Origin of the sequence: Kitasatospora sp. NPDC048239 (genome assembly GCF_043202015.1) — a bacterium.
GTDB lineage: Bacteria > Actinomycetota > Actinomycetes > Streptomycetales > Streptomycetaceae > Kitasatospora.
In genome coordinates, this window is sequence record NZ_JBICZP010000013.1 from 169926 (window position 1) to 190548 (window position 20623).

A 20623-nucleotide genomic window follows, 5' to 3' on the forward strand; every position below is an offset into this window, starting at 1 on the left:
GTACCGGTGGCACCGCGGCCGACCACACCGCTGCCACTTCGGCAGGGGGGACTGTCACCAGCCCTGCCGAGGACCATTCTGGACGAGCGGACAAGGCCCGCACCATCCCTCGAACAGGTGAATCATTTACTGAGCGCTCGACACCGTTCCACCGAGCGCTACGCTGGTGGCCGATCGCACTGCTGATCGTGCTCCTTGTCGCCCCATATAGTGCGCTTCCCGTCCCGGGACTGCTCGACGGCCCGCTCGGCAGCCCCGGAAGTCTCCAACTCATCGCCCTGTGCCTGCTCTACGGGGCCCTCGCCACCGGCTACGACCTCCTGCTCGGCCGGACCGGACTGCTCTCCTTCGGCCACGCGCTCTACTTCGCGACCGGTCTCTACGCCACCAACCTCGCCATGCTGGAGCTCCGGCTCCCCTTCGCCGCGGCGGCCCTCTTCGGCGTCGCCTGTGCCGTCGTGCTGGCCCTGCTGCTGGGCTCGGTCAGCCTCCGGGTCACCGGTATCGGGTTCTCCATGGTCACGCTGGCCTTCGCACAGGCGGGTTCGATCCTCGTCCAGCGGAACCCCGGCGGCATCACCGGTGGCGAGGAGGGCCGGTCCGCGCCCGCCGACCGGCTGCCCGCCGCCTTCCTCGGCATCGAGAACACCGCCAACCTCTACTGGATCGCCGTCGCGTACCTGGTGCTCACCGTGGCCGCCGTCCACTGGGCCGTCGGCTCGCCGACCGGGCGGGTCTGGGAGGGGATCAAGGAGAACGAGCGCCGGGTCGAGGTGCTCGGACTGCGGCCCTACGGCTACAAGCTGGTCGCCTTCGTCCTCGCCGGGGCGCTCGCGGCCGTGGGCGGGGTGGTCTACCTGCTGCTGACCGGCGGCGCCACACCGCAGGCCGCCACCTCCGATGCCACGCTCTCGCTGCTGGTCATGGTCGTGCTCGGCGGCTCGGGCACCCGATGGGGGCCGTTGCTCGGCGGCGTCCTCTACACCTGGGCCGGCCACAGGCTCGGCGACCTCGCCAACTCCGCGGCCATCGCCGACCTGCCCGCCGTGCTGCGGGTCCCGCTCTCGCAGCCGCTCTTCCTGCTGGGCGGCCTCTTCGTCGCCGTGGTCTACCTCCTGCCCGGAGGTCTGGCCAGGCTGCCCGCCCGGATTCGCGCCGCCCGTTCCAACCGTTCGGCCCGGCTCGGCGGTCGGGCCGGCTCCCACCCCGCCCGTCCCACAGGAGGTAGCCCCGCGTGAGCAATCCGTCGCTGCACCCCGAGCTGCTGACCGTCCCCGTCCCTGGTGGGGACCAGGCCGTTCTCCGCTGGCCCGCCACCGTGCCGGGGGCCCCGACCGTCGTGGCGGTGCACGGCATCACCGCCAACGGCCTCGCCTGGTTCGAGGTCGCCCGCAGGCTGGCCGGCCGCGCCACCCTGCTCGCCCCCGATCTGCGCGGACGCGCAGCCAGCCGCGACGTGGAGGGACCGTACGGACTGGCGCGGCACGCGGACGATGTCGCCGAGCTGATCACCGCACTCGACCTGGGCCCGACCGTCGTCGCCGGCCACTCCATGGGGGCCTGGATCACGGCGCTCGCGGCGGTTCGCCACCCGGAGCTCGTCAGCCGGGTGGTGCTGGTCGACGGCGGGGTCGGCTTCCCCCTGCCGGAGGGCGTCCGGGAGGAGGACGCCCTGGCCGCCGTGCTCGGACCGGCGCTCGCGCGGCTCTCGATGACCTTCCCGGACCGGGAGGCCTATCGCGCCTTCTGGCAGCAGCACCCGGCCTTCGGCGCCGACTGGTCGGACGAGATCGACGCCTACACCCAGCGCGACCTCGTCGGCACCGAGCCCGACCTGCGCTCGTCCTGTGTGCTGGAGGCCGTCCGGACCGACGGGGCCCAGGTCCTGCTGGACCAGGAGGCGGGCGCCGCCGTGCACCGGTTGCGGTGCCCCGGTGAGCTGCTGTGGGCGGAACGCGGTCTGCTCGACGAACCGCAGGGCCTCTACGACGGCAAGCGGATCGCCGCCGCAGGCCTGGACCCGGCCCGCGTGGTGACGGCATCACTGGTGCCGGACACCAACCACTACTCGATCCTCTGGAGCCGGGCCGGGGCCGAGGCGGTGGTGCGGGGCCTGCTCGGCGAAGGACCCGCCACCGGCTGACATGGCCCGTCCCGGACAGCCGACAGGGCCCGCCCCGGCCGGGCGGGGGCCGGCCGGTCAGCCGGCCGCCCCCAGGAACCCCTCCCACCCGCCGGCCGGCGCCTGGCCGACGTTCAGCGAGCGCAGCTTGCGCAGTGCGGACTGGTCCTGCGCCTCCAGCCAGTCCACCAGCTGGCGGAAGGACACCAGGCGGACGTCCGGCTTGTCCGCGACGGCCTTGAGCGTCTCCTCGACGGCGTCCATGTATATCCCGCCGTTCCACTGCTCGAAGTGGTTGCCGATGAAGAACGGCGCGCGGTTGGTCTCGTAGGCGCGGTTGAACCCGGCCAGGTAGGCGTCCCGGGCCTGGGTGCGCCAGTCGTTGTACTTGGCCGGGTCGCCCTTGGTGCTGCCGGCCGACTGGTTGGCCAGGATGTTGTAGTCCATCGAGAGCACCTGGAAGGTGTGCCCGGGGAACGGGATGCTCTGCAGCGGGAAGTCCCAGATCTTGCCGTCCTGCACCTTCTGCGGCCATATCTGCAGACCGCCGGCGGAGCTCGCGTCGTACCGCCACCCCAGCTTGGCCGCCGTCGGCAGGAGGGCCTTCTGGCCTTCGAGGCACGGGGTGCGGCCGCCGATCAGCTCCTTCTTGTAGTCGAAGGGCAGCGGGTCGACGTCGGTGAACCCGGTGTTGGTCCGCCACTGGGTCACGAAGGAGACGGCCTGCTCTATCTCGCTCTGCCAGTCCTCGGGGGACCACTTGTTGACGCCGTTGCCGTCCGAGCGGGTCGAGCAGAAGTGGCCGTTGAAGTGGGTGCCTATCTCGTGGCCGGACAGCCAGGCCTGGCTGATGAGCTTGAGCGTGCTCTTGACCGCGCCGTCCGAGAGGTATGGGATGTCGGAGGCGCCGACCGAGTGCTTCGGCGGGTGGTACAGGTCGGACTTGCCCTTGGGGAGGGTGTATATCCCCGAGAGGAAGAAGGTCATCGAGGCCTTGTGCTCCTGGGCCAGCTTCAGGAACCGGGGGAACTGGCCGTCGTCCGTGCCGCCGGCGCCGTCCCAGGAGAACACCACGAACTGCGGCGGCCGCTCGCCGGGCTTGAGCTTCTCCGCCTTCGGCTGGTTCGGCTGCGGTCCGGTGTCGGAGGTGGAGCCGTCTCCGATGGGCGTCCCCTTGACCCCGCTCTTCGTCGGTTCTGGCGTCCCCGTCTGCCCGGCGCCGCCGGCGCTGGTGCTGCCCCCGGGTGCCGGGGACGAACTCGACCCTGAACTCGATCCGCCGCTGGAACAGGCCGCGACCGCACCGAGAGCCGCAGTGGCGGCGGTGGCGCTGAGCATGGTCCTGCGCGAGATGCTGGTCATGGTCTCCCCTGGTGCCGCTGGCCGGGTACTCCTTGGGGCCATTGGGCCGTACCGGTCAAATCGGTCAAATTGATGAATACTCCGGCGCTAGCCTTCCATGCGGACACAGGGGCGCCAAGGTGCCGAAGGTCCACTGATAGTCATCACGCCACTGCGCCCGGCCGGGCTGCGACGGGCGGTCATCTGTTGCCGTCCTGTGACGATCTGGGCTACTCCCTGGCATTGCGCCGCCGGCACTTCGGGCCCCGCCCGGGTGGCCTCGGCCGCCCGTGGGCCGTGCCGGGCCCGGCAAGACGAACGCCCCGAGCCGGTGGGGCCCGAGGCGGTGCGGGGTGTGCGGCGACGTGTGAGGGTCGGATGCCTAGGAGACGACGAGCCGGCGGTTGCGGCGGACGATCCGGGCGATGGCCGTGCTGACCACGGTGGCGGCGGTGCAGGACACCGCCATGCTCAGCCAGGCGGTGTCGAACCAGTGGCTGTTGAGCCAGCCCAGCGTCACGATGTAGGCCGCCCAGACCAGGCCGGCCAGTGCCGACCAGCGCAGGAAGCGGCGCGGGTGGTGGGCGGGGGAGTGGCCGATGGCCAGGTCGAGAACGGTCCGCCCGGCCGGCACGAACCGCGCGATCACCACCATCGCGGCGGCCGCCCCGCTGGTCCGCCCGTCCAGGGCCTGCTGGACCCGGGCCACGCTGGCCGCCAGCTTCGGGCGGTGGTCAAGCCGTCGCTGCAGGGAGGGGGCGCCCCGCTGGGCCAGCTGGAGCAGCAGGAGGTCGCCGAGGAAGGAGGCCACCGCCACGCCGAGCCCCAGCAGTACCGGGGCGCCGTCTATCTGTGCCGTCTTGAGCACGGCCAGGATCACCAGCGTCCCGCTGGGGATGAAGGGGAGGAAGGCGTCACCCAGAACGGCGCAGAGCGCCAGGGCGCAGATCCATGAGGATCCGATCACCGTCGCGATGTCCAAGGTCCAAACTCCCTCCAGGCTGCCCAGGGGGAGCAGGTGGCTGCAGGGGACAACGCTAGCGCCTCGACTTTTCATGCCATGAAGGACCCCGGGTATCCACGGGTGTGCGATCCGTCACAAGACGCGAGCCCCCGGGGCGGGGTGCCGCTCCAGGGGCTCGCGGGGATCGATCGGCGCTGGTCCAGCCCGACGACCTTGCTGGTGAGTGCGGACCCGGTCAGGCGATCCGCTCCTGATCACCAGCCTGCCGGAGGTCGGCCGCCCACCGCGAGCCCTGCGGCTGGCGACTTCCCGCGCTGGCGTGAAGTCGCCACGCGTGTAAGCCTGCTGGCTGAGCGTCAGCCGAGCGGTCGGCGGCTGTTCGGCAGGTGTTGGGCATCCCGGCCCGGGTCCGGCACCGCTACCCGGAGCAGCCGGGGAGCAGCCCGGGAACAGCAGAGCCGGGGCGGTGGTTGGTGCACGTCGGCAGAAGCGACCGCCGGCCATGGGCGCGGTCGTTCGGAGACGGCCAGGAGGACGGACGGCATGAGCACCGAGGACCAGCAGCAGGACGGGCCGAGCCCGCAGGCCCACGCGGCGATCCGGGGCGTCGTCCGAGGTTCGGCCCCCGCACCGCTCTCGATCCTCGATCTGGCCACCGTCGGCGTGGGCTACACCCCGGCCGAGGCGCTGACCGCCACCACGACCCTGGCGCGCAGCGCGGAGGAGTGGGGCTACCACCGCTTCTGGGTGGCCGAGCACCACGGCATGCCGGGTGTCGCCAGCTCCACCCCCGCCGTGCTGCTGGCCCACCTCGGCGCCCACACGAAGACGCTGCGGCTCGGTTCGGGCGGCGTGATGCTGCCCAACCACGCCCCGCTGGCGATCGCCGAGCAGTTCGGACTGCTGGAGGCCCTGCACCCCGGCCGCATCGACCTCGGGCTCGGTCGCGCCCCCGGTACCGATCCCGCCACCGCCCGGGCCCTGCGGCGCGGCCTCGCCGAGGGGGCCGACGACTTCCCCCAGCAGCTCGCCGAGCTGACCCACTTCCTGGACGGCGACTTCCCCGACGGCCATCCCTACGCCCGGTTGACGGCCGTCCCCAAGGGCGAGGGCCGACCGCCCGTCTGGCTGCTGGGCTCGTCGGGCTTCAGCGCCCAGCTGGCCGGTCGGCTGGGTCTGCCGTTCGCGTTCGCGCACCACTTCAGCAGCGTCAACACCATCCCGGCCCTGGACCTATACCGCTCGGCCTTCCGCCCCTCGGCCGTGCTCAGCGAGCCGTATGCGCTGATCGGGGTGAGCGCGGTCGCCGCGCAGGACGAGGCCACCGCCCGCCGGCTGGCACGCTCGGCGGCGCTCGGGATGCTCCGGCTGCGCAGGGGCAGCCCCGGCCCGATCCCCACCCCGGAGGAGGCCGAGTCCTACCCGTACAGCCCGGTCGAGGCGGACTTCATCGACGACTGGCTGGGCAACGTGGTCCTGGGCTCGCCGGGCGAGGTCGCGGACGGGCTGGAGTCCCTGCGCAAGCGGACCGGTGTGGACGAGCTGATGGTCACCTCGCACATCCACGGCCACGAGGCCCGGTACCGCTCGTACCGGCTCATCGCCCAGGCGTACGGACTGACCGGGGAGGGCGGCCCCGCCTGACTCCTCCTGCCTGACGCCCGCCCGACCCGGGCGGCCCCCGCCGTGACCCCGGAACGTCCCGGACGGCCGAGGCCGCCCGGGAGTGCCTCATGGGGACGTCTACCGGGGGCCCGTCCCGGGCCGGCCCTGACGGAGTATGGCCGCGACGAGCTCGGCCTCGCCGGGCCGGGCGAAGTACCAGCCCTGTGCGGTGTCGCAACCGGTCAGCCGCAGCCGCTCCGCCTGGGCCGCGCTCTCGATGCCCTCGGCGGTGACGGTCAGGCCCAGGGTGTGGGCCAGCTGCACCATCGCCCCGACGATCTGCTCGTCGGCGTCGCTCCGCCGGGAGTGGAGCGCCGGGAGATCGGGCCGGTCCGCGCGTCCGGCGGGGGCCGGGTCGCGGAAGCCCTCGATGAACGTGCCGTCCAGCTTGAGCACGTGCACCGGCAGCCGGGAGAGATAGGCCAGGTTGGAGTAGCCGGTACCGAAGTCGTCGATCGCGATCCGGATGCCCATGTCGGCGAGCGCCTGCAGGGCCTGCAGGGGCCGCCCGCCGGGGCCGAGGAGGGCGCTCTCGGTGATCTCCAGCTGCAGCAGCCGGGCGGGCAGGCCGGTGCGGTCGAGGACCTCCGCCACATCCGCGACCACGTCGGAGTCCCAGATCTGGCGGGCGGCCAGGTTGACGCTCACAAAGGTCTCGGTGTCGGGGAACTCGGTGAGCCAGCGCCGGGCCTGGCGGCAGGACTCCTCCAGGACCCACTTGCCGAGCGGCACGATCGCGCCGGACTCCTCGGCCAGCGGGATGAAGCGGTCCGGCGAGAGCGTCCCGTAGCGGGGGTGGCGCCAGCGGACGAGCGCCTCGGCGCCGTGCACCGCGCCGTCGGCGAGACCGACCAGGGGCTGGTACTCGATGGTGAACTCGCCGCGTTCCAGCGCGGGCCGCAGTGCGGTGGAAAGCAGCTGACGGGTCAGCTGGTGGGCACCCCGGTCCGGGTCGTGGAGGGTCCAGCGGGCCCGGCCGTCCGCCTTGGACCAGTAGAGGGTGGCGTCGGCGTCCTTGACCAGGTCGGTGGCCGTGGTCTCGTGGACGGGGCGCTCGACCACGCCCACGCTGGCGGTCACCACCAGGCGGTGTCCGGCCACGTCGAAGGGGCGCTCCAGCGATTCGAGAATCCGGGCGGCCAGTGCGGTCAGCTGGTCGCTGCCGGTGCTGTCGGTCACCAGGACGGCGAACTCGTCCCCGCCCATCCGGGCCACCAGCCGGGCGCCGTGCTCGGAGAAGCCGCGCCGCAGCCGGGTGGCGACGGCGACGAGCAGCTGGTCGCCGATGTGGTGGCCGAGGGTCTCGTTGATGGCGGCGAAGCCGTCGAGGTCCAGGTAACACAGGCCCACCCGCCGCGGGTCGGACGCTGCGAGCGGTACAGCCGGCACCCGGACCGCGCCCGCACCGGGTTTCACCTCCCCGCCGAACTCCCCGTCCCCGCCGAACTCCCCGCGCCCGGCCCCCGCCCCGGCCCCGGCTCCGCGCCCGTCCCCGTCGTCCCCGGTCCCGGGCGCGGTACCGCCCAGGGCGTCGCCCGCCTCCGGGTCGCCGCCGGTCAGACAGGCGGCGTCGAGCCGCTCGAAGAAGAAGGTCCGGTTGGGCAGCCGGGTCAGCGGGTCGTGCAGGGCCTGGTACTCCAGGCGGTCGCCCAGCCGGCGCTGCTCGGTGATGTCCTCGACCAGGGCCAGCGTGTAGAGCGGGCTGCCCGCACCGTCCCGGATCAGGGAGATGGTCACCTTGCTCCACACCGTGCGGCCCTCGCGGTGCCTGAGCTGCTTCTCCACCCGGAGCCGGTCGCGCTCGCTGCGGACGAGTTCGGGGAAGAGGCGCTGCGGCATACCCTCCGGGTCGATGATCTCGTGGAGATGGGTGCTGACCAGCTCGCCGACGCCTCGGCCGAGCAGGGCGGCGAAGGCCGGGTTGACCTCGATGATCCGGTCCTCGGGGTCGATCAGCGCCATGCCGATCCCGGCGTCGCAGAAGGCGGCCCGGAACCGGGACTCGCTGGCCTGCAGCGCGGCCAGCAACCCGTCCGTTCCGCCGGGAGGCCGGGCGGTGGCGCCGTCGTCCGCCCGGTGCGGTTCGTCCGCCAGCGGGGCCGAGCAGGTGGGGCAGAGGGCGAGGGCGGTGCCGGGCGCCGTGTCGGCGGAGGGGTCGCGGGCGTCGTCCAGGGCGGTGACCAGGGCGCCGTTGGCCGGATGGAGGGCCGGTGACAGCAGGCGGTGACGGTGTCGTGGTTCCTCGTGCCGCACCCCTGGGCGGTGTGCGTCGGCCCCCTCGTTCTGGCCCGGCACGGCATGCTCCCGTCCGCTGACGCCTGATGCTTGACGCTGGATCGGCCGGCTGCCCGGGACTGCTGCGGCCGGCTCCCGCGCTCTGTCGAGGTCCGCGGAGTCCGGTGCGCAACGCTCATCGCGGAGCGGTGGCGGGGGACTCGCGTGAAGAACAGGGCGCTGCGGCCGATCATAGGACGCGACGGCAACGCGCGGTGACCGCCGCCAGGGTGATTCGCCCGCTTTCGGGTCAACTGTGGTGGTACATGCGGACGCCCCTGGTGCACATCACATGATGTGCGCCAGGGGCGTGTGCGCCCAGCGCGCGCTCTCGGGCGCCTGTCGAGCGCCGCGCGTGCCGCGCCGGGGCCGGGCCGCGCGGGCCCGGCGGAGCGTCAGGCCAGCTTGGCCGTCAGGGTGATGGTGGTGCCGGTCAGGGCCTGGCTGACCGGGCAGTTCGCCTTCGCGTCCTCGGCGGCCTTCACAAAGCCGGCCTCGTCGAGGCCGGGCACCTGGCCGGTGACGGTCAGGTGGATGCCGGTGATGCCGGTGCCGGGCTGGAAGGTGACGTCGGCCTGGGTGTCCAGCTTGGTCGGCGGGTTGCCGGCGCCGGCCAGACCGTGCGAGAGGGCCATCGAGAAGCACGCGGAGTGAGCGGCTGCGATGAGCTCCTCCGGGCTGGTCTTGCCATTGGGCTGCTCGGCCCGGGCCGGCCAGGACACCGGGAACTCACCGATGCCGGAGGAGTCGAAGGTCACCTGGCCCTTTCCTTCGAGCAGGTTGCCTTCCCACGCGGTGTGTGCGGTGCGGGTGGTTGCCACGATCGGTACCTCCAGTACTGAGGACTGCTGAGTCGTCACTTCCGGTCATGCCGCGCACCAGACTACGGGCAGGCCGGGGGCCGGTCACAAGTGGCGCTGCGGGCCCCCCGCCGCCCGTCGGCCGCCGGGGAGGCGTCGAAGCCGTGGACCCGGTGGCGGCCTCGGTCGCCCAGCGGTCCGTATGCCGTCCGGATCGTGGACAGATGCGCCAAATGGTGCGGAACCGTGCCGGGTGCCCTGTTAGATTTGCCCGGGCCCGAGCCCGGCCGCCAGGACGGTCGGGCGCCCACCACCAGACAGCCGCGGAGCCGCCCCGATGACGGATCACCCCACGACCCCCGATGCCGGACTGCCCGAGGGGATCGCCGATTCCGTCCGGGCCGAGCTGACCAGCCTGCGCGAGAGCATCGACAACATCGACGCCGCGGTGGTCCACATGCTGGCCGAGCGCTTCAAGGCGACCCAGCGGGTCGGCCGGCTCAAGGCCGAGCACAAGCTGCCGCCGGCCGATCCGGCTCGGGAACGCGACCAGATCCGGCGTCTGCGGGAGCTGGCCGCCGGGGCGCACCTGGATCCGGTGTTCGCGGAGAAGTTCCTCAACTTCATCATCGCCGAGGTCATCAGGCACCACGAGGCCATCGCCCGCGCCTGAGGACGGACCGGCGGCGGGCCGAAGACGGACCGAGCCCGACCGGGGCCGACCGGGGCCGGGCCTGAAGGCGGCGGACGGGCCGGAGCGGGGGCCCGCGCAAGGGCTTGCGTCGGGGCCCGCGTCCGGGCGGGTCGCCCCTCTGTACCCGGCCGCCCGCGTCGGACTGAGCTAAATGCCCGATTTCGCGTGGCTTCACGGTTGGCGTAGCGTGCAGTTCCCCCAGCCGGAGAGGTGGAGCAGCGACGATGGTGGTGAACCTGCCCGAAACGCACCCCGACGCCGGGGCCGGTCCGGACCCCGCTGCCGGCGGAGGTCAGAGCGGCGGTCGGAGCGGCAGTCGGAGCGCCGGCAGCGGTCATCGCGCCCCCGGCGGCCGCGCCGAGGCCCGTCGGGCGCGCGGCCGCCGGTCGTCGAAGTCCAGGCGGGCGGGGCGCCGACACCGGCCGTGGTGGATCGAGATCCCCGCGATGGCGGCGGTCGGCCTGCTGGTCGCCCTGCTGATCAAGACCTGTCTGTTCCAGGTGTTCACCATCCCGTCCGGGTCGATGGAGAACACGCTGCGGATCGGCGACCGCGTCGGGGTCAACAAGCTCGCGCCGCTCACCGGCTGGGAGCCGAAGCCCGGCGAGCCGGTGGTCTTCAAGGACCCGGGGGACTGGCTGCCGCCGCAGCCGACCGGCGGGAACCCGGTCGCCAACGCCGTGGGCTCGGTGCTCGGCTTCGTCGGCCTGGTGCCGCCGAAGGACGACAACTACCTGGTCAAGCGGGTCATCGCGGCGGGCGGCCAGACCGTGCAGTGCTCAGGCAGCACGCTGACCGTCGACGGGGCGAAGGTGGTCGAGCCCTACCTTCACCCCGGCGACGACTCCTGCGCCGGGCTGGACTTCGGCCCGGTGACGGTCCCCGCGGGCCACGTCTGGGTGGAGGGAGACCATCGCAGCGACTCCGCGGACTCGCGCTACCACCAGCGCGGCCCGGGTGGCGGTGCGGTGCCGGTGGAGAACGTGGTGGGACCGGTGTCGGCCGTGGTGTGGCCGCTCAATCACTTCGACTGGTTCGGCTGGGTCGGCCACTGACCGCGTGCTCGGCGGGTGCCCCGTCCGGTCCCGCGGTCGGCCGCTGATCCCCCGACCCGCCCGACCCGCCCGACCTGCCTGAACCGGTAGCCCCGCCCACCGCGCCGGACCCGCCGACGAGGGCCGGTTCGCCGACGAGGGCCGGTTCGCCCACGGGGGCCGGTTCGCCGACGAGGGCCGGTTCGCCCACGGGGGCCGGTTCGCCCACCGCGGCCGGCTTGCTGGACTGGGCCGCGAAGGCGCCGGCCAGGACGAGCAGGCCGCCGGCCGTCTGCGGCAGGCCCAGGTGCTCGCCGAGCAGCACCCAGGCGGTCACGGTGGCGACGACCGCCTCCAGGTTGGCCACCACCCCCGCGACCGGGGGAGAGAGGTGCCGGACGGCGATCACACCGGTCAGGTAGGCCAGCACGGTCGCGACCAGGATCATCCAGGCGGCCGGGATCAGGGCGGGCAGCGCGTGCCCGTTCATCACGACGTCCCCGCCGAGCAGGCTCCAGTCGGCCTGCCAGGGGCGGGTGGCGACGGTGAGGACGACCGAGCCGATCAGCAGGCCGTAGGCGCTGACGGCGAGTGGGTCGACCGGGCGGTCGCCCTGGCCGGCGGCGTCGGCCATGACGAAGTAGCCCACCTGGCAGCAGGCCGCGCCGAGGGCGAACAGGACGCCCAGCGCGTCGAAGCTCAGGCCGTTCCAGACCTCCACCACACAGGCCAGCCCGGCCACCGCGACGCCGGCGCCGATGGCCGCACCCCGGCTGATCGGTTTGCGCTGGACGAACTTGACGTACCCGATCAGCAGCGGCGGACCGAGGTACTCGATGAGCAGGGCGACGCCGACCGGGATCCGTGAGATCGAGGCGAAGTAGCAGGCCTGGACGCCGGCCACGGCGAGCAGACCGAAGCCGAGGAGCAGCCCGGGCCGCCGCAGCACGGCCGCACGGTGGCGGTAGGCGAGGGGGATGAGGACCACGGCGGCGCCGGTGACCCGGAGCCAGACCACGTGGAGCGGCGAGAGGCCGGCCTCGATCAGCGGTTTGGCCGCGGTGCCGGAGCCGCCGAAGGCGACGGCGGAGACCAGCGCGAGGGAGAGGCCGAGGGTTCTGCCCGATGAGCTGCCGAGCGAGGGGTTTGAGCTGTGCACTGACGAATTGTGACAGTCATACCGACGATTCTGTAAGGCGCCATTTCGGCATTTGGTCCTGCCTGCAACTGTGCGCGATGGCAGGTTCACGGAGGACCGGGACCGGCGCCCGCCCCGCCTCGCCAGTGCCCGACGAACACGCCCGAGGCGGAGCGAGCAGAGGCGGAACGGACCGAGGCGGCGGTCCGACGAGGCGGCGCGGCCGATCAGTCGACGGTGCGGCTACTGACCCGCGCCCGCCCCTGCCAGCGCGGCCGAACCGGAGCCCGAACCGGAGCCCGACGCGGCATCCGTGCCCGACCCCGTACCGCCGCCCGTGCCCCCCGTGGGCTGGGGTGCGGTGGTCGGGCCCGTGGTCGGAGCGGTGGTGGGCCCCGTGGTGGGCGCGGGAGTCCGGGTGGGTCGGCTGGTCGGCGGTGTGGTCGGCTGCCGGGTCGGTTCCTGGGTGGGTGCGGTGGTCGCTCCACCACCGGAGCCCGAACCGTCCTGCCCGCCGGACGACCCCGAACCCCCTGAGGACCCGGACGAGCCGCCCGAACCCGACGAGCCCGAGGACCCGGACGACCCCGAGGAGCCGCCCGCCCCCGGCGAGGCGCCGGAGCCCGCACCGCCCGAGCCGCCGGTCGAGCCGCCGCCCGGGGCCGCCGGGGTCGAGGCCGGCGCGGACGGGGTCGCGGAGCCGCTTGAGGCGCCGCTGCCGCCCGACCAGGAGTCGTCGGTGTCCGAGGGCGAGGGGAAGTCCGTGACCGGCTGCCCCTTCAGCGCCGCCTTCATGTAGCCGGTCCAGATCTGCGCGGGGTACTGGCCGCCCGCCGCGCCGTCGATCCCGCCGGTGCCGCTGAGGCTGACCTGGGCACCGCTGGCCGGGTCCTGGCCGAACAGCGCCACGGAGGTCACCAGCTCCGGGGTGTACCCGACGAACCAGACAGACTTCTGGTCGTCGGTGGTCCCGGTCTTGCCGGCCACCGGGCGGCCCAGCGCCTTCGCGCGCCAGCCGGTACCGCCCGGGTCGGACACCACACCCTGCAGCATCGAGGTCACCTGCTGGGCGGTCTCCTCGCTGATCGCCTGCGTGGTCCTGTGGGCCGGCAGCGGCAGCTGCTCGCCCTCGCGGTCCACCGACTGCACCAGCCACGGGGTGATCTGCCTGCCGCCGTTGTCCAGGGTGGCGTACACGCCGGCCATGTCGAGCACGCTCGGGTTGGCGGTGCCCAGCGGGATGGAGGACACCGGGTCCAGGCCGGGGGTGTTGCTGGGCAGGCCCAGCGCGATGGAGGTGTCCCGGACCCGCTGCAGCCCGGTGTCCTGGGCGAGCTGGGCGAACACCGAGTTCACCGACCAGTCGGTGGCCTGCTGGAGGGTGACCTGGCCGTAGCTCTTCTCGCCCTCGTTCGGCGGCGCGTACGGGGTGCCCTTGCCGCCGCGGACCTTGCGGCCGCTGGTCCCGTCGTACACCGTGCGCGGCGTGATGGTCTGGCCGGACTGGGTCTTGGCGTCGTTCTCCAGGGCCGCGGCCAGCGCGATCGCCTTGAAGGTGGAGCCGGCCTGGTAGTCGCGCCGGGTGGCGTTGTCGATGTAGTGCTTGGTGTAGTCGACCCCGCCGTACAGGGCGACCACGGCACCGGTCTTCGGGTCGACGGAGACGGCGCCGGCCTGGGCGGCGGCGTCGGCCTTCCGCTTGTCCGGGTTCAGGGTGTCGTGCAGCTGCACCTGGACCGAGTCCTGGAGCGCCTGCTGGCGGGCGGGGTCCACGGTCAGCTTGACGGTGTAGCCGCCCTTGGCCAGCTCGGTCTCGGTGATGATCCGGTTCGCGGTGAGGTAGTCGGTCGCCGCGTTGACCAGGTAGCCGGCCTGGCCGGAGAGGCCGAGCTGGGTCTGCGGGTCCCTGACCTCGGGGAAGGCGGTGGCGGCGCGCTCCTCGGCGGAGAGCCAGCCCTCCTTCACCATGCCGTCCAGGACGTAGTTCCAGCGGTTGACGGCGTTCTGCTTGCCCGCCGCGGTCGCGGTGGCCACGTCGTAGGCGCTCGGCGCGTTCAGCAGGGTGGCCAGGTAGGCGCCCTGGGCGGGGTTGAGCGCCGCCGCGTCGACGCCGAAGTACTGCTGGGCGGCGGCCTGGATGCCGTAGGCGCCGCGCCCGTAGTAGGAGGTGTTGAGGTAGCCGGAGAGGATGTCGTCCTTGGTCTCGGTGGCGTCCACCTTGATCGCTATGAAGAGCTCCTTCACCTTGCGGGTGACGGACTGCTTCTGGCTCAGGTAGGTGTTCTTCACGTACTGCTGGGTGATCGTGGAGCCGCCCTGGGTGCCCTCGCCCTTGGCGGTGTTGACGGCGGCGCGGACCAGGCCGGACACGTTGACGGCGCCCTCGTGGTAGAAGTTGCGGTCCTCGGCGGCCAGCGCGGCGTGCTGGGCGGCGGGGGAGACCTTGTCCAGGCCCACGTTCTGCCGGTTGGTCTGGCCGGTCCGGGCGATCACCGAGCCGTCCTGGTAGAGCCAGGTGTTGCTCTGCGCGGTCGCGGCGGCGTGCGCGTCCGGCACCTTCACCAGGGTGATCCCGAGCGCGAACAGGCCCACGCCGAGCAGCACTGCGACCGCGAGGCCGAGCAGGGACATCCGCCAGGTGGGGATCAGCCGGCGCCAGCCGGTGCGCTTCGGACGGCGCGACTTCCGGCCACCGTCCGAGGACCGGCCGCCCGAGGACATGTTTCTGGACAAAACGGCGGCCTTTCCTGCGGGTGGACCGTGCCGGCCTGCACAGCCGGGATCGTCGACGGTGAGGGGGCTGGCGAAGGGATCGGGGAGGGGACTTATGTCCGCTTTCCGGTGTACAGCGCAATACGCGTGGAACGTGCCGGTTGGCTCCACCGAAGCGGCGATCGAGACCGACATCACACGCAAAACGGGCGCTGATGGGCAAAAAAATCGGAGAGCCCCTCGCTGTTGCGAGAGGCTCCCCAATGTCTGTGCGCCGCCAGGGACTCGAACCCCGGACCCGCTGATTAAGAGTCAGCTGCTCTAACCAACTGAGCTAGCGGCGCCTGCTGACCTGGAGAACAATACACGGTCCCGGGAGCGCCTCCCACCGCAAAAGCCGGAGGGCGGTCGGAGCTGCCCGTTTCCGCCCGGTTGGGGCGGAGTTTGCCGACGGTTAGGGTGGAACCGTGCCCAGCCCCCGCCCCGGCCGCCGGAGCGCCCGGTCCGCCGTTGCCGCCCTGCTGCTGCTCAGCGCGGTGGCGTACACCGCATGGGTGCTGGAGGTGGTGCTGAGTACGGGCCTCGACCCGGTCCAGGCGTACGTCAGCGAGCTCGCCGCCGAGGACCAGCCGCTGGGCGGCCTGTTCCGCGCCACCGACCTGGTGGCCGGCCTCGCCGCGATCGCCGCGTTCGAGGCGGGCCACGGCACCTGGTCGCTGGGCGCGGGCCAGCGCCTGCAGGTCCTCCTGGTCGCGCTCTGGCTGGCCCTGTTGGCGCTCTCCGTCGCGCGGCCGGGCGGTGCGGCCGACGCCCCGGCCGGCGAGCGGGCCGAGGGCGGGCGGCGGGAGACGGTATGACCACGGTGTTCCTGCGCATCGACGGCACGCCGCTGCACGTCCGCGCCGAGGGCCGCGGCCCGGTCTGCCTGCTCAGCGGGGGGCTCGGCAGCAGCTGGTTCGACTGGGACCTCGTCGTCCCCTTCCTCACCCCCTACCGCACGGTGGTCCGCTTCGACCGGCCCGGGTACGGGCTGAGCGCGCCCGAACCCGCGGCCCGGCCGGTGTCGACGGCGGCCGGGGAGGCGGAGCGCATCCGAGGGGTGTTGGACGCCCTCGGGCTGCGCGAACCGTGCACGGTGGCGGGCCACTCACTGGCGGGGTTCCACGTCGAGGCCTTCGCCCGGCTCCATCCGGGACGGGCGGCCGGGCTGGTCCTGGTGGACGGCAGCACCGAGCCGGGGGCCAGGGCGCGCCCCGCCCCCGGACTGCGCGACCTCGCGGCCCGGGCCGCCGCGGGTGCGGCCACCGCCGTCGCGGTGCCGTACCTGTTCGGGCCCGCCGTGCGGCGGCTGACGGTCAGGGCGACGACCGTCCGGGGCGAGGAGCTCGCCCCGGCACCGCTGGTCCGGCACTGCTACCGCACCGGGCGGGCGCTGCGCGCGCTGCTCCGGGAGAACTCCCGCTACCTCGACATGGCCGCCGAGCTGGACGGGCTGCGCCGCACCGCACCGCTCGCCGACGGGCTGGCGGTCACCGTGCTGGCCGCGGACGACGGCTGCGACACCCCCCGGACCCGCGACTGGCTGGACAGCCAGCGCGAGCTCGCCGGGCTGCTCGGCGCCGACTTCCGGACCACCGCACCGGCCGGGCACCTGCTGATGTTCGACCGCCCGGACGCGGTGGCCTCGGCGATCCTGGACACCGGCTGACCGGTCCGACCCCGCTTCAGGCCCAGGCCCAGGCCCAGGCCCAGGCCCAGGCCTCGACCCCGCCGCCGCCCGCCCCCAACTCAGGCCCCCGCCGGCGCCGCTACCCGGCGTCCGCGTTGAGCGCCCGCCGCACGGCCTGGGCGACCGGCAGTTCCTTGCCGAGCTGCCGGGCGGCCCGCCGGGTCGCGGCGCCCGCCGAGCCCGGGTAGAGCCGGCGGTCCAGCCGCGCCGCGGCCACCAGGCCGGCCAGCTGCCGGTCGCGCTCGTCGGCCGACGAGCCGTCGGCCGGGCGTTCGAGTGTGGCGGCCACCCGCGCGGCGGTCACCGCCCCGATGTCCGGCCGGACCGCCACGTAGCGCCGGTAGGGGATTCCGAGGACCCGTCGGGTCTCGGCGGTGACCAGCCCGGCGGCCACCAGCCGGTCGAGGTACGGCCGGTGCCCGGGCTTGCGAGGGATCCGGCGCAGGGCGATGTCCAGTCCGCGCGGGCTCTGGCGCTTCCCGGCGCCCTCCAGCCGGGCGAGCACGCCGGCCGCGACCTCGTCGGCGGGGCCCAGCGGCCGGTATCCGGTGATCCGCCGCCCGTCGACGCTGATCGCGCCGGTCACCAGCAGTTCGGCCAGGACGCCGCCCGCGATCACCCGGTGGAAGGTGGCGGCCGGGATCCGCAGGCGGCCGTGCTCCGGGTCGACGCAGAGCAGCAGGAGTTCCTCGGGGATCGAACGGGTGTCGAGCGGGGCCACGGGCGGGCACCTCCGGCGGTCGGTCGGCGAGTGGTGGCAGGTGCCGGCCATGGCGGTGGACGGTCGCGCCCCTGCAACCTACCCGCCCCGGAAACGCCTCAGGCCGCCCACCTGAGGTGGACGGCCTGAGACCTGCATGTGCGCCGCCAGGGACTCGAACCCCGGACCCGCTGATTAAGAGTCAGCTGCTCTAACCAACTGAGCTAGCGGCGCCTGCTGACCTGGAGAACATTACACGGGGCGGGGCCGATCCGCCGAATCGCCACCGCCCCGCCACGTTGCGTCACGACCGGCGGAGCGGAGCGGCCGGCACGGTGGCGGCGGAGCAAGCGGCGAACCGGCCGGCGCCCTACTGCGCCCCCTGCGCCCCCGCGAGCTCGGGGAAGTGGCAGGCCGCCTCGTGGTCCACACCCGGCGCGGGACCGGTCAGTGGCGGGGCCTGCTGCTCGCAGCGCGTCCGCGCGTCGGCGGCCAGCCCGGCGTAGACGGGGCAGCGGGTACGGAACGGGCAGCCGGTGCGGCGGGCGGTCGGGGAGGGCGGATCCCCGGCGAGCAGGATCCGGGTGCGGGCGCGCTCGGCGGCCGGGTCGGGCAGCGGGACGGCCGAGAGCAGCGCGCGGGTGTAGGGGTGGCGGGGGCGGTCGAAGACCGCGGAGACCTCGCCCTGCTCGACCGTCCGCCCGAGGTACATCACGCTGACCCGGTCGGCGAGGTGCCGGATCACCGACAGGTCGTGCGAGACGAAGAGATAGGAGAGGCCCAGCTCCGCCTTGAGCGACTGGAGCAGGTTGAGCACGCCCGCCTGGATGGAGACGTCCAGCGCGGAGACCGGCTCGTCCAGCACCAGCAGCTTCGGTCGGACGGCCAGCGCGCGGGCGATCGAGATCCGCTGGCGCTGCCCGCCGGAGAACTGGTGCGGATAGCGGACGGCGTGGGCCGGGTCGAGGCCGACCTGGCGCAGCAGTTCGGGTACCCGCCGGGCGATCTCGGCGCGGGCGGCGTGCTGGGCGCGCAGCGGCTCGGCGACGATGTCGCCGATCGGCATCCGGGGGTCGAGGCTGGCCATCGGATCCTGGAAGACGATCTGCAGTTCGGCCCGGAGCCGGTGGGCCTGCGCCCGGGAGAGCCGGGAGGTGTCCTGTCCGAGCAGTTCGATCCGGCCGGCTTCGGGTGCGGCGAGCCGCAGCAGTTCGAACAGCGTCGTGGACTTGCCGGAACCGGACTCGCCGACCAGGCCGAGCGTCTCGCCCTGGCGGATGTCCAGTTCGACGCCGTCCACCGCGTACACCTCGCCGACCCGGCGCTTGAAGACGGCGCCCTTGAGCAGCGGAAAGGTTTTTCCGAGCCCGCTCACGGAGAGCACGACCGGGCGCTCCTCCCGGGGTGACCCAAGAGACCCGGGGACGGCCCCGGCCGCCCCGGCCGGTTCCGCAGGCACCGCCGGCACCGGGTAGACCTCGGCCGGCGCCGGCCGCCGTTCGGCCAGCTCCCCGCTGCGGACACAGGCCGCGGTGTGCGAGCCCGGGCCCTCCAGCCCGGGCTCGGCCGTCCGGCACCGCTCCTCCACCAGCGGGCAGCGGGCGGCGAACGGGCAGCCGGCCGGCAGGTCCGCCATCGGCGCGGGCGCGCCGGGGATCGGCACCAGCGGCCCGCCCCGGGCGTCCAGCCTCGGTACCGCTCCGATCAGGCCGAGCGTGTACGGGTGGCGCGGAGCGGCGAACAGCTCGTCCACGTCGGCCGTCTCGACCACCCGGCCCGCGTACATCACGGCGACCCGGTCGGCCATCCCGGCGATGACGCCGAGGTCGTGGCTGACCAGGACGAGCGCGGCGCCGGTCTCCCGCTGCGCGGTGCGCAGGACGTCGAGCACCTGGGCCTGGATGGTGACGTCCAGGGCGGTGGTCGGTTCGTCGGCGAGCAGGATGTCGGGGTCGTTGGCGATGGCCATCGCGATCATGGCGCGCTGGCGCATGCCGCCGGAGAACTCGTGCGGGAAGGCGTCCAGGGCGCGCCCGGGGGCCGGGATGCCGACCAGGTCGAGCAGTTCGGCGGCCCGTCTGCGCGCGGCGGGCTTGTCCAGCCGCTGGTGGATGCGCAGCGCCTCGACGATCTGCTCGCCGATCCGGTAGACCGGGGTGAACGCGGAGAGCGGGTCCTGGAAGACCATGGCGATCCGGCTGCCGCGGATGGCGGCGAGTTCGCGGCCGGGCAGGCCGACCAGCTCCCGCCCGTCCAGGGCGACCGAGCCGCGGACGTCGGCCGTTGCGGGCAGCAGTCCGAGGACGGCCAGCGCCGTGACGGACTTGCCGGAGCCGGACTCGCCGACGATGCCGAGGGTCTCGCCGCGCCGCAGGGTGAGGTCCACGCCCCGGACGGCGGGGACTCCGGTGCCGCGCGGTCCGGCGAAGTCGACCCGCAGGTCGCGGACGGCCAGTAGCGGGGTTTCGACGGTGGTGGTCACTTTCCTTCGCGCTTCCTACGAGGGGGGCGGGCCGCCTCGGCGGTGGGGTCGAGCGCGTCGCGCAGCCCGTCGCCGATCAGGTTGACGGCCAGGACGAACAGCACCAGCAGCCCGGCGGCGAAGTAGAACAGCCAGGGGAAGACGGGCGCGTCGGAGGTGCCGGCGGCGAGCAGGGTGCCGAGCGAGACGTCGGGCGCCTTGACGCCGAAGCCGAAGTAGGAGAGCGCGGTCTCGCTCATCACGGCGCCGCCGACGGCGATGGTGGCGTCGATGATCAGGAAGGAGGCGACGTTCGGCAGGATGTGCCGGGTGATGATCCGCAGCGGGTGGACGCCCATGAACCGGGCGGCGCGGACGAACTCCCGGTCGCGCAGCGAGAGGGTCATCGAGCGGACCACCCGGGCGGTGATCATCCAGTTGAAGAGGGCGAGCAGCAGGACGAAGGCCAGCCAGCCGGTGCCCTTCAGCCGCGGCGAGATGATGGTGATGATCAGGAAGCTGGGGAACACCAGCATCAGGTCCACCACGAACATCAGCAGCCGGTCCGTCCAGCCGCCGAAGTAGCCGGCGCAGGCCCCGAACAGGGAGGCCAGCACGGTCGAGAACAGTGCCACCAACAGGCCGATCACCAGGGACTTCTGCAGTCCGCGGACGGTCTGGGCGAAGACGTCCTGGCCGATCCCGTTGGTGCCGAACCAGTGGGTCCCGGAGGGGGGTTGGCGCAGGGCGGTGTAGTCGGGGGTGGCGTAGTCCCAGGGGGTGAGGTACTGGCCGCCGAAGGCGAGGGCGAACAGCAGCAGGACGACGACGGTGCCGGCCACCGCCCAGCGGGCGGCCAGCAGTCGGGCGAGGACGAGCCGGCCCCGGCCGGCCGCCTCGGGGGGCCGGCCGGAGGCGGAGGCCTCGGCGGGCTGTGCGACGACGGCGGTCACGGTGCCTCGCCTCCGATCACGGCGGTTCCCCGCGGG

Annotated in this window: 16 protein-coding genes and 2 tRNA genes; 7 read left to right on the forward strand and 11 right to left on the reverse strand. The window is 73.5% G+C overall.

Features of this window, described 5'->3' with window-relative positions; all coding sequences use genetic code 11:
- The first annotated feature begins 104 nt into the window (after positions 1–104).
- On the forward strand, positions 105–1238 hold the full coding sequence (locus ACGFZP_RS29595; protein WP_392939027.1) for a branched-chain amino acid ABC transporter permease: 1134 nt from the start codon (positions 105–107) through the stop codon (positions 1236–1238).
- Positions 1235–2143 (forward strand): alpha/beta fold hydrolase, encoded by a 909-nt coding sequence (locus tag ACGFZP_RS29600; protein WP_392938923.1) that lies wholly within the window; start codon positions 1235–1237, stop codon positions 2141–2143. Before ACGFZP_RS29595 ends, ACGFZP_RS29600 begins: the two co-directional genes overlap by 4 nt.
- 57 nt (positions 2144–2200) lie before the next feature.
- On the opposite strand, the gene ACGFZP_RS29605 is transcribed toward ACGFZP_RS29600, so the two are convergent.
- Together ACGFZP_RS29605 and ACGFZP_RS29610 are read right to left on the reverse strand one after the other, a co-directional pair.
- Positions 2201–3484 (reverse strand): hypothetical protein, encoded by a 1284-nt coding sequence (locus tag ACGFZP_RS29605; protein WP_392938924.1) that lies wholly within the window; start codon positions 3482–3484, stop codon positions 2201–2203.
- Between the two features lie 361 nt (positions 3485–3845).
- The gene (locus ACGFZP_RS29610; RefSeq protein WP_392938925.1) at positions 3846–4445 is read right to left on the reverse strand and encodes a DedA family protein; all 600 of its coding nucleotides are present in this window, start codon (positions 4443–4445) and stop codon (positions 3846–3848) included.
- Between the two features lie 525 nt (positions 4446–4970).
- Here ACGFZP_RS29610 and ACGFZP_RS29615 point away from each other — a divergent pair.
- The gene (locus ACGFZP_RS29615) at positions 4971–6071 is read left to right on the forward strand and encodes an LLM class flavin-dependent oxidoreductase (RefSeq protein WP_392938926.1); all 1101 of its coding nucleotides are present in this window, start codon (positions 4971–4973) and stop codon (positions 6069–6071) included.
- Between the two features lie 99 nt (positions 6072–6170).
- Here the strand turns inward: ACGFZP_RS29615 and ACGFZP_RS29620 are convergent, their stop codons facing one another.
- Entirely contained in the window at positions 6171–8387 is a 2217-nt protein-coding gene (locus ACGFZP_RS29620; RefSeq protein WP_392938927.1) for a putative bifunctional diguanylate cyclase/phosphodiesterase, read from the reverse strand.
- 374 nt (positions 8388–8761) lie between these two features.
- Positions 8762–9187, reverse strand: a complete 426-nt coding sequence (locus ACGFZP_RS29625; protein ID WP_392938928.1) for an OsmC family protein — start codon at positions 9185–9187, stop codon at positions 8762–8764.
- 316 nt (positions 9188–9503) lie between these two features.
- Here ACGFZP_RS29625 and ACGFZP_RS29630 point away from each other — a divergent pair, with 316 nt between their 5' ends.
- Both ACGFZP_RS29630 and lepB read left to right on the forward strand, forming a co-directional pair.
- The gene (locus tag ACGFZP_RS29630) at positions 9504–9839 is read left to right on the forward strand and encodes a chorismate mutase (RefSeq protein ID WP_387946456.1); all 336 of its coding nucleotides are present in this window, start codon (positions 9504–9506) and stop codon (positions 9837–9839) included.
- Positions 9840–10306: 467 nt separating this feature from the next.
- A complete protein-coding gene (lepB, locus tag ACGFZP_RS29635) occupies positions 10307–10915 on the forward strand; it encodes a signal peptidase I (RefSeq protein WP_392938930.1) in 609 nt (202 codons plus the stop codon).
- Here lepB and ACGFZP_RS29640 read toward each other — a convergent pair.
- The 3 genes from ACGFZP_RS29640 to ACGFZP_RS29650 form a co-directional block, all read right to left on the reverse strand.
- On the reverse strand, positions 10878–12053 hold the full coding sequence (locus ACGFZP_RS29640; RefSeq protein ID WP_392938931.1) for a DMT family transporter: 1176 nt from the start codon (positions 12051–12053) through the stop codon (positions 10878–10880). The genes lepB and ACGFZP_RS29640 overlap by 38 nt on opposite strands.
- A gap of 222 nt (positions 12054–12275) precedes the next feature.
- Entirely contained in the window at positions 12276–14765 is a 2490-nt protein-coding gene (locus ACGFZP_RS29645) for a transglycosylase domain-containing protein (RefSeq protein ID WP_392938932.1), read from the reverse strand.
- Between the two features lie 249 nt (positions 14766–15014).
- Positions 15015–15088, reverse strand: a tRNA-Lys gene (locus tag ACGFZP_RS29650).
- Positions 15089–15211: 123 nt separating this feature from the next.
- On the opposite strand from ACGFZP_RS29650, the gene ACGFZP_RS29655 reads away from it, so the two are divergent.
- Complete coding sequence (locus ACGFZP_RS29655; RefSeq protein WP_392938933.1) at positions 15212–15601, forward strand: DUF998 domain-containing protein; 390 nt, start codon at positions 15212–15214, stop codon at positions 15599–15601.
- Positions 15598–16452, forward strand: coding sequence for an alpha/beta fold hydrolase (locus tag ACGFZP_RS29660; protein WP_392938935.1), 855 nt, complete (start codon positions 15598–15600; stop codon positions 16450–16452). Before ACGFZP_RS29655 ends, ACGFZP_RS29660 begins: the two co-directional genes overlap by 4 nt.
- 100 nt (positions 16453–16552) lie before the next feature.
- Here ACGFZP_RS29660 and ACGFZP_RS29665 read toward each other — a convergent pair whose 3' ends face one another.
- From ACGFZP_RS29665 to ACGFZP_RS29680, 4 genes are all read right to left on the reverse strand, one after another.
- Positions 16553–17194 carry a GPP34 family phosphoprotein gene (locus tag ACGFZP_RS29665; RefSeq protein WP_392938936.1) on the reverse strand — a complete coding sequence of 214 codons (642 nt, stop codon included), beginning with the start codon at positions 17192–17194 and terminating at the stop codon, positions 16553–16555.
- A gap of 139 nt (positions 17195–17333) precedes the next feature.
- Positions 17334–17407, reverse strand: a tRNA-Lys gene (locus ACGFZP_RS29670).
- Between the two features lie 136 nt (positions 17408–17543).
- Positions 17544–19655 (reverse strand): dipeptide ABC transporter ATP-binding protein, encoded by a 2112-nt coding sequence (locus ACGFZP_RS29675; RefSeq protein WP_392938937.1) that lies wholly within the window; start codon positions 19653–19655, stop codon positions 17544–17546.
- Positions 19652–20587, reverse strand: a complete 936-nt coding sequence (locus ACGFZP_RS29680; RefSeq protein ID WP_392938938.1) for an ABC transporter permease — start codon at positions 20585–20587, stop codon at positions 19652–19654. Before ACGFZP_RS29680 ends, ACGFZP_RS29675 begins: the two co-directional genes overlap by 4 nt.
- Positions 20588–20623 lie beyond the last annotated feature (36 nt).

Bases quoted from the DNA above. Each gene is read 5' to 3' on its own strand.
- ACGFZP_RS29660 (WP_392938935.1), top strand. From the start codon at position 15,598: ATGACCACGGTGTTCCTGCGCATCGACGGCACGCCGCTGCACGTCCGC.
- ACGFZP_RS29630 (WP_387946456.1), top strand. From the start codon at position 9,504: ATGACGGATCACCCCACGACCCCCGATGCCGGACTGCCCGAGGGGATC.
- lepB (WP_392938930.1), top strand. From the start codon at position 10,307: ATGGCGGCGGTCGGCCTGCTGGTCGCCCTGCTGATCAAGACCTGTCTG.
- ACGFZP_RS29615 (WP_392938926.1), top strand. From the start codon at position 4,971: ATGAGCACCGAGGACCAGCAGCAGGACGGGCCGAGCCCGCAGGCCCAC.
- ACGFZP_RS29605 (WP_392938924.1), bottom strand. From the start codon at position 3,484: ATGACCAGCATCTCGCGCAGGACCATGCTCAGCGCCACCGCCGCCACT.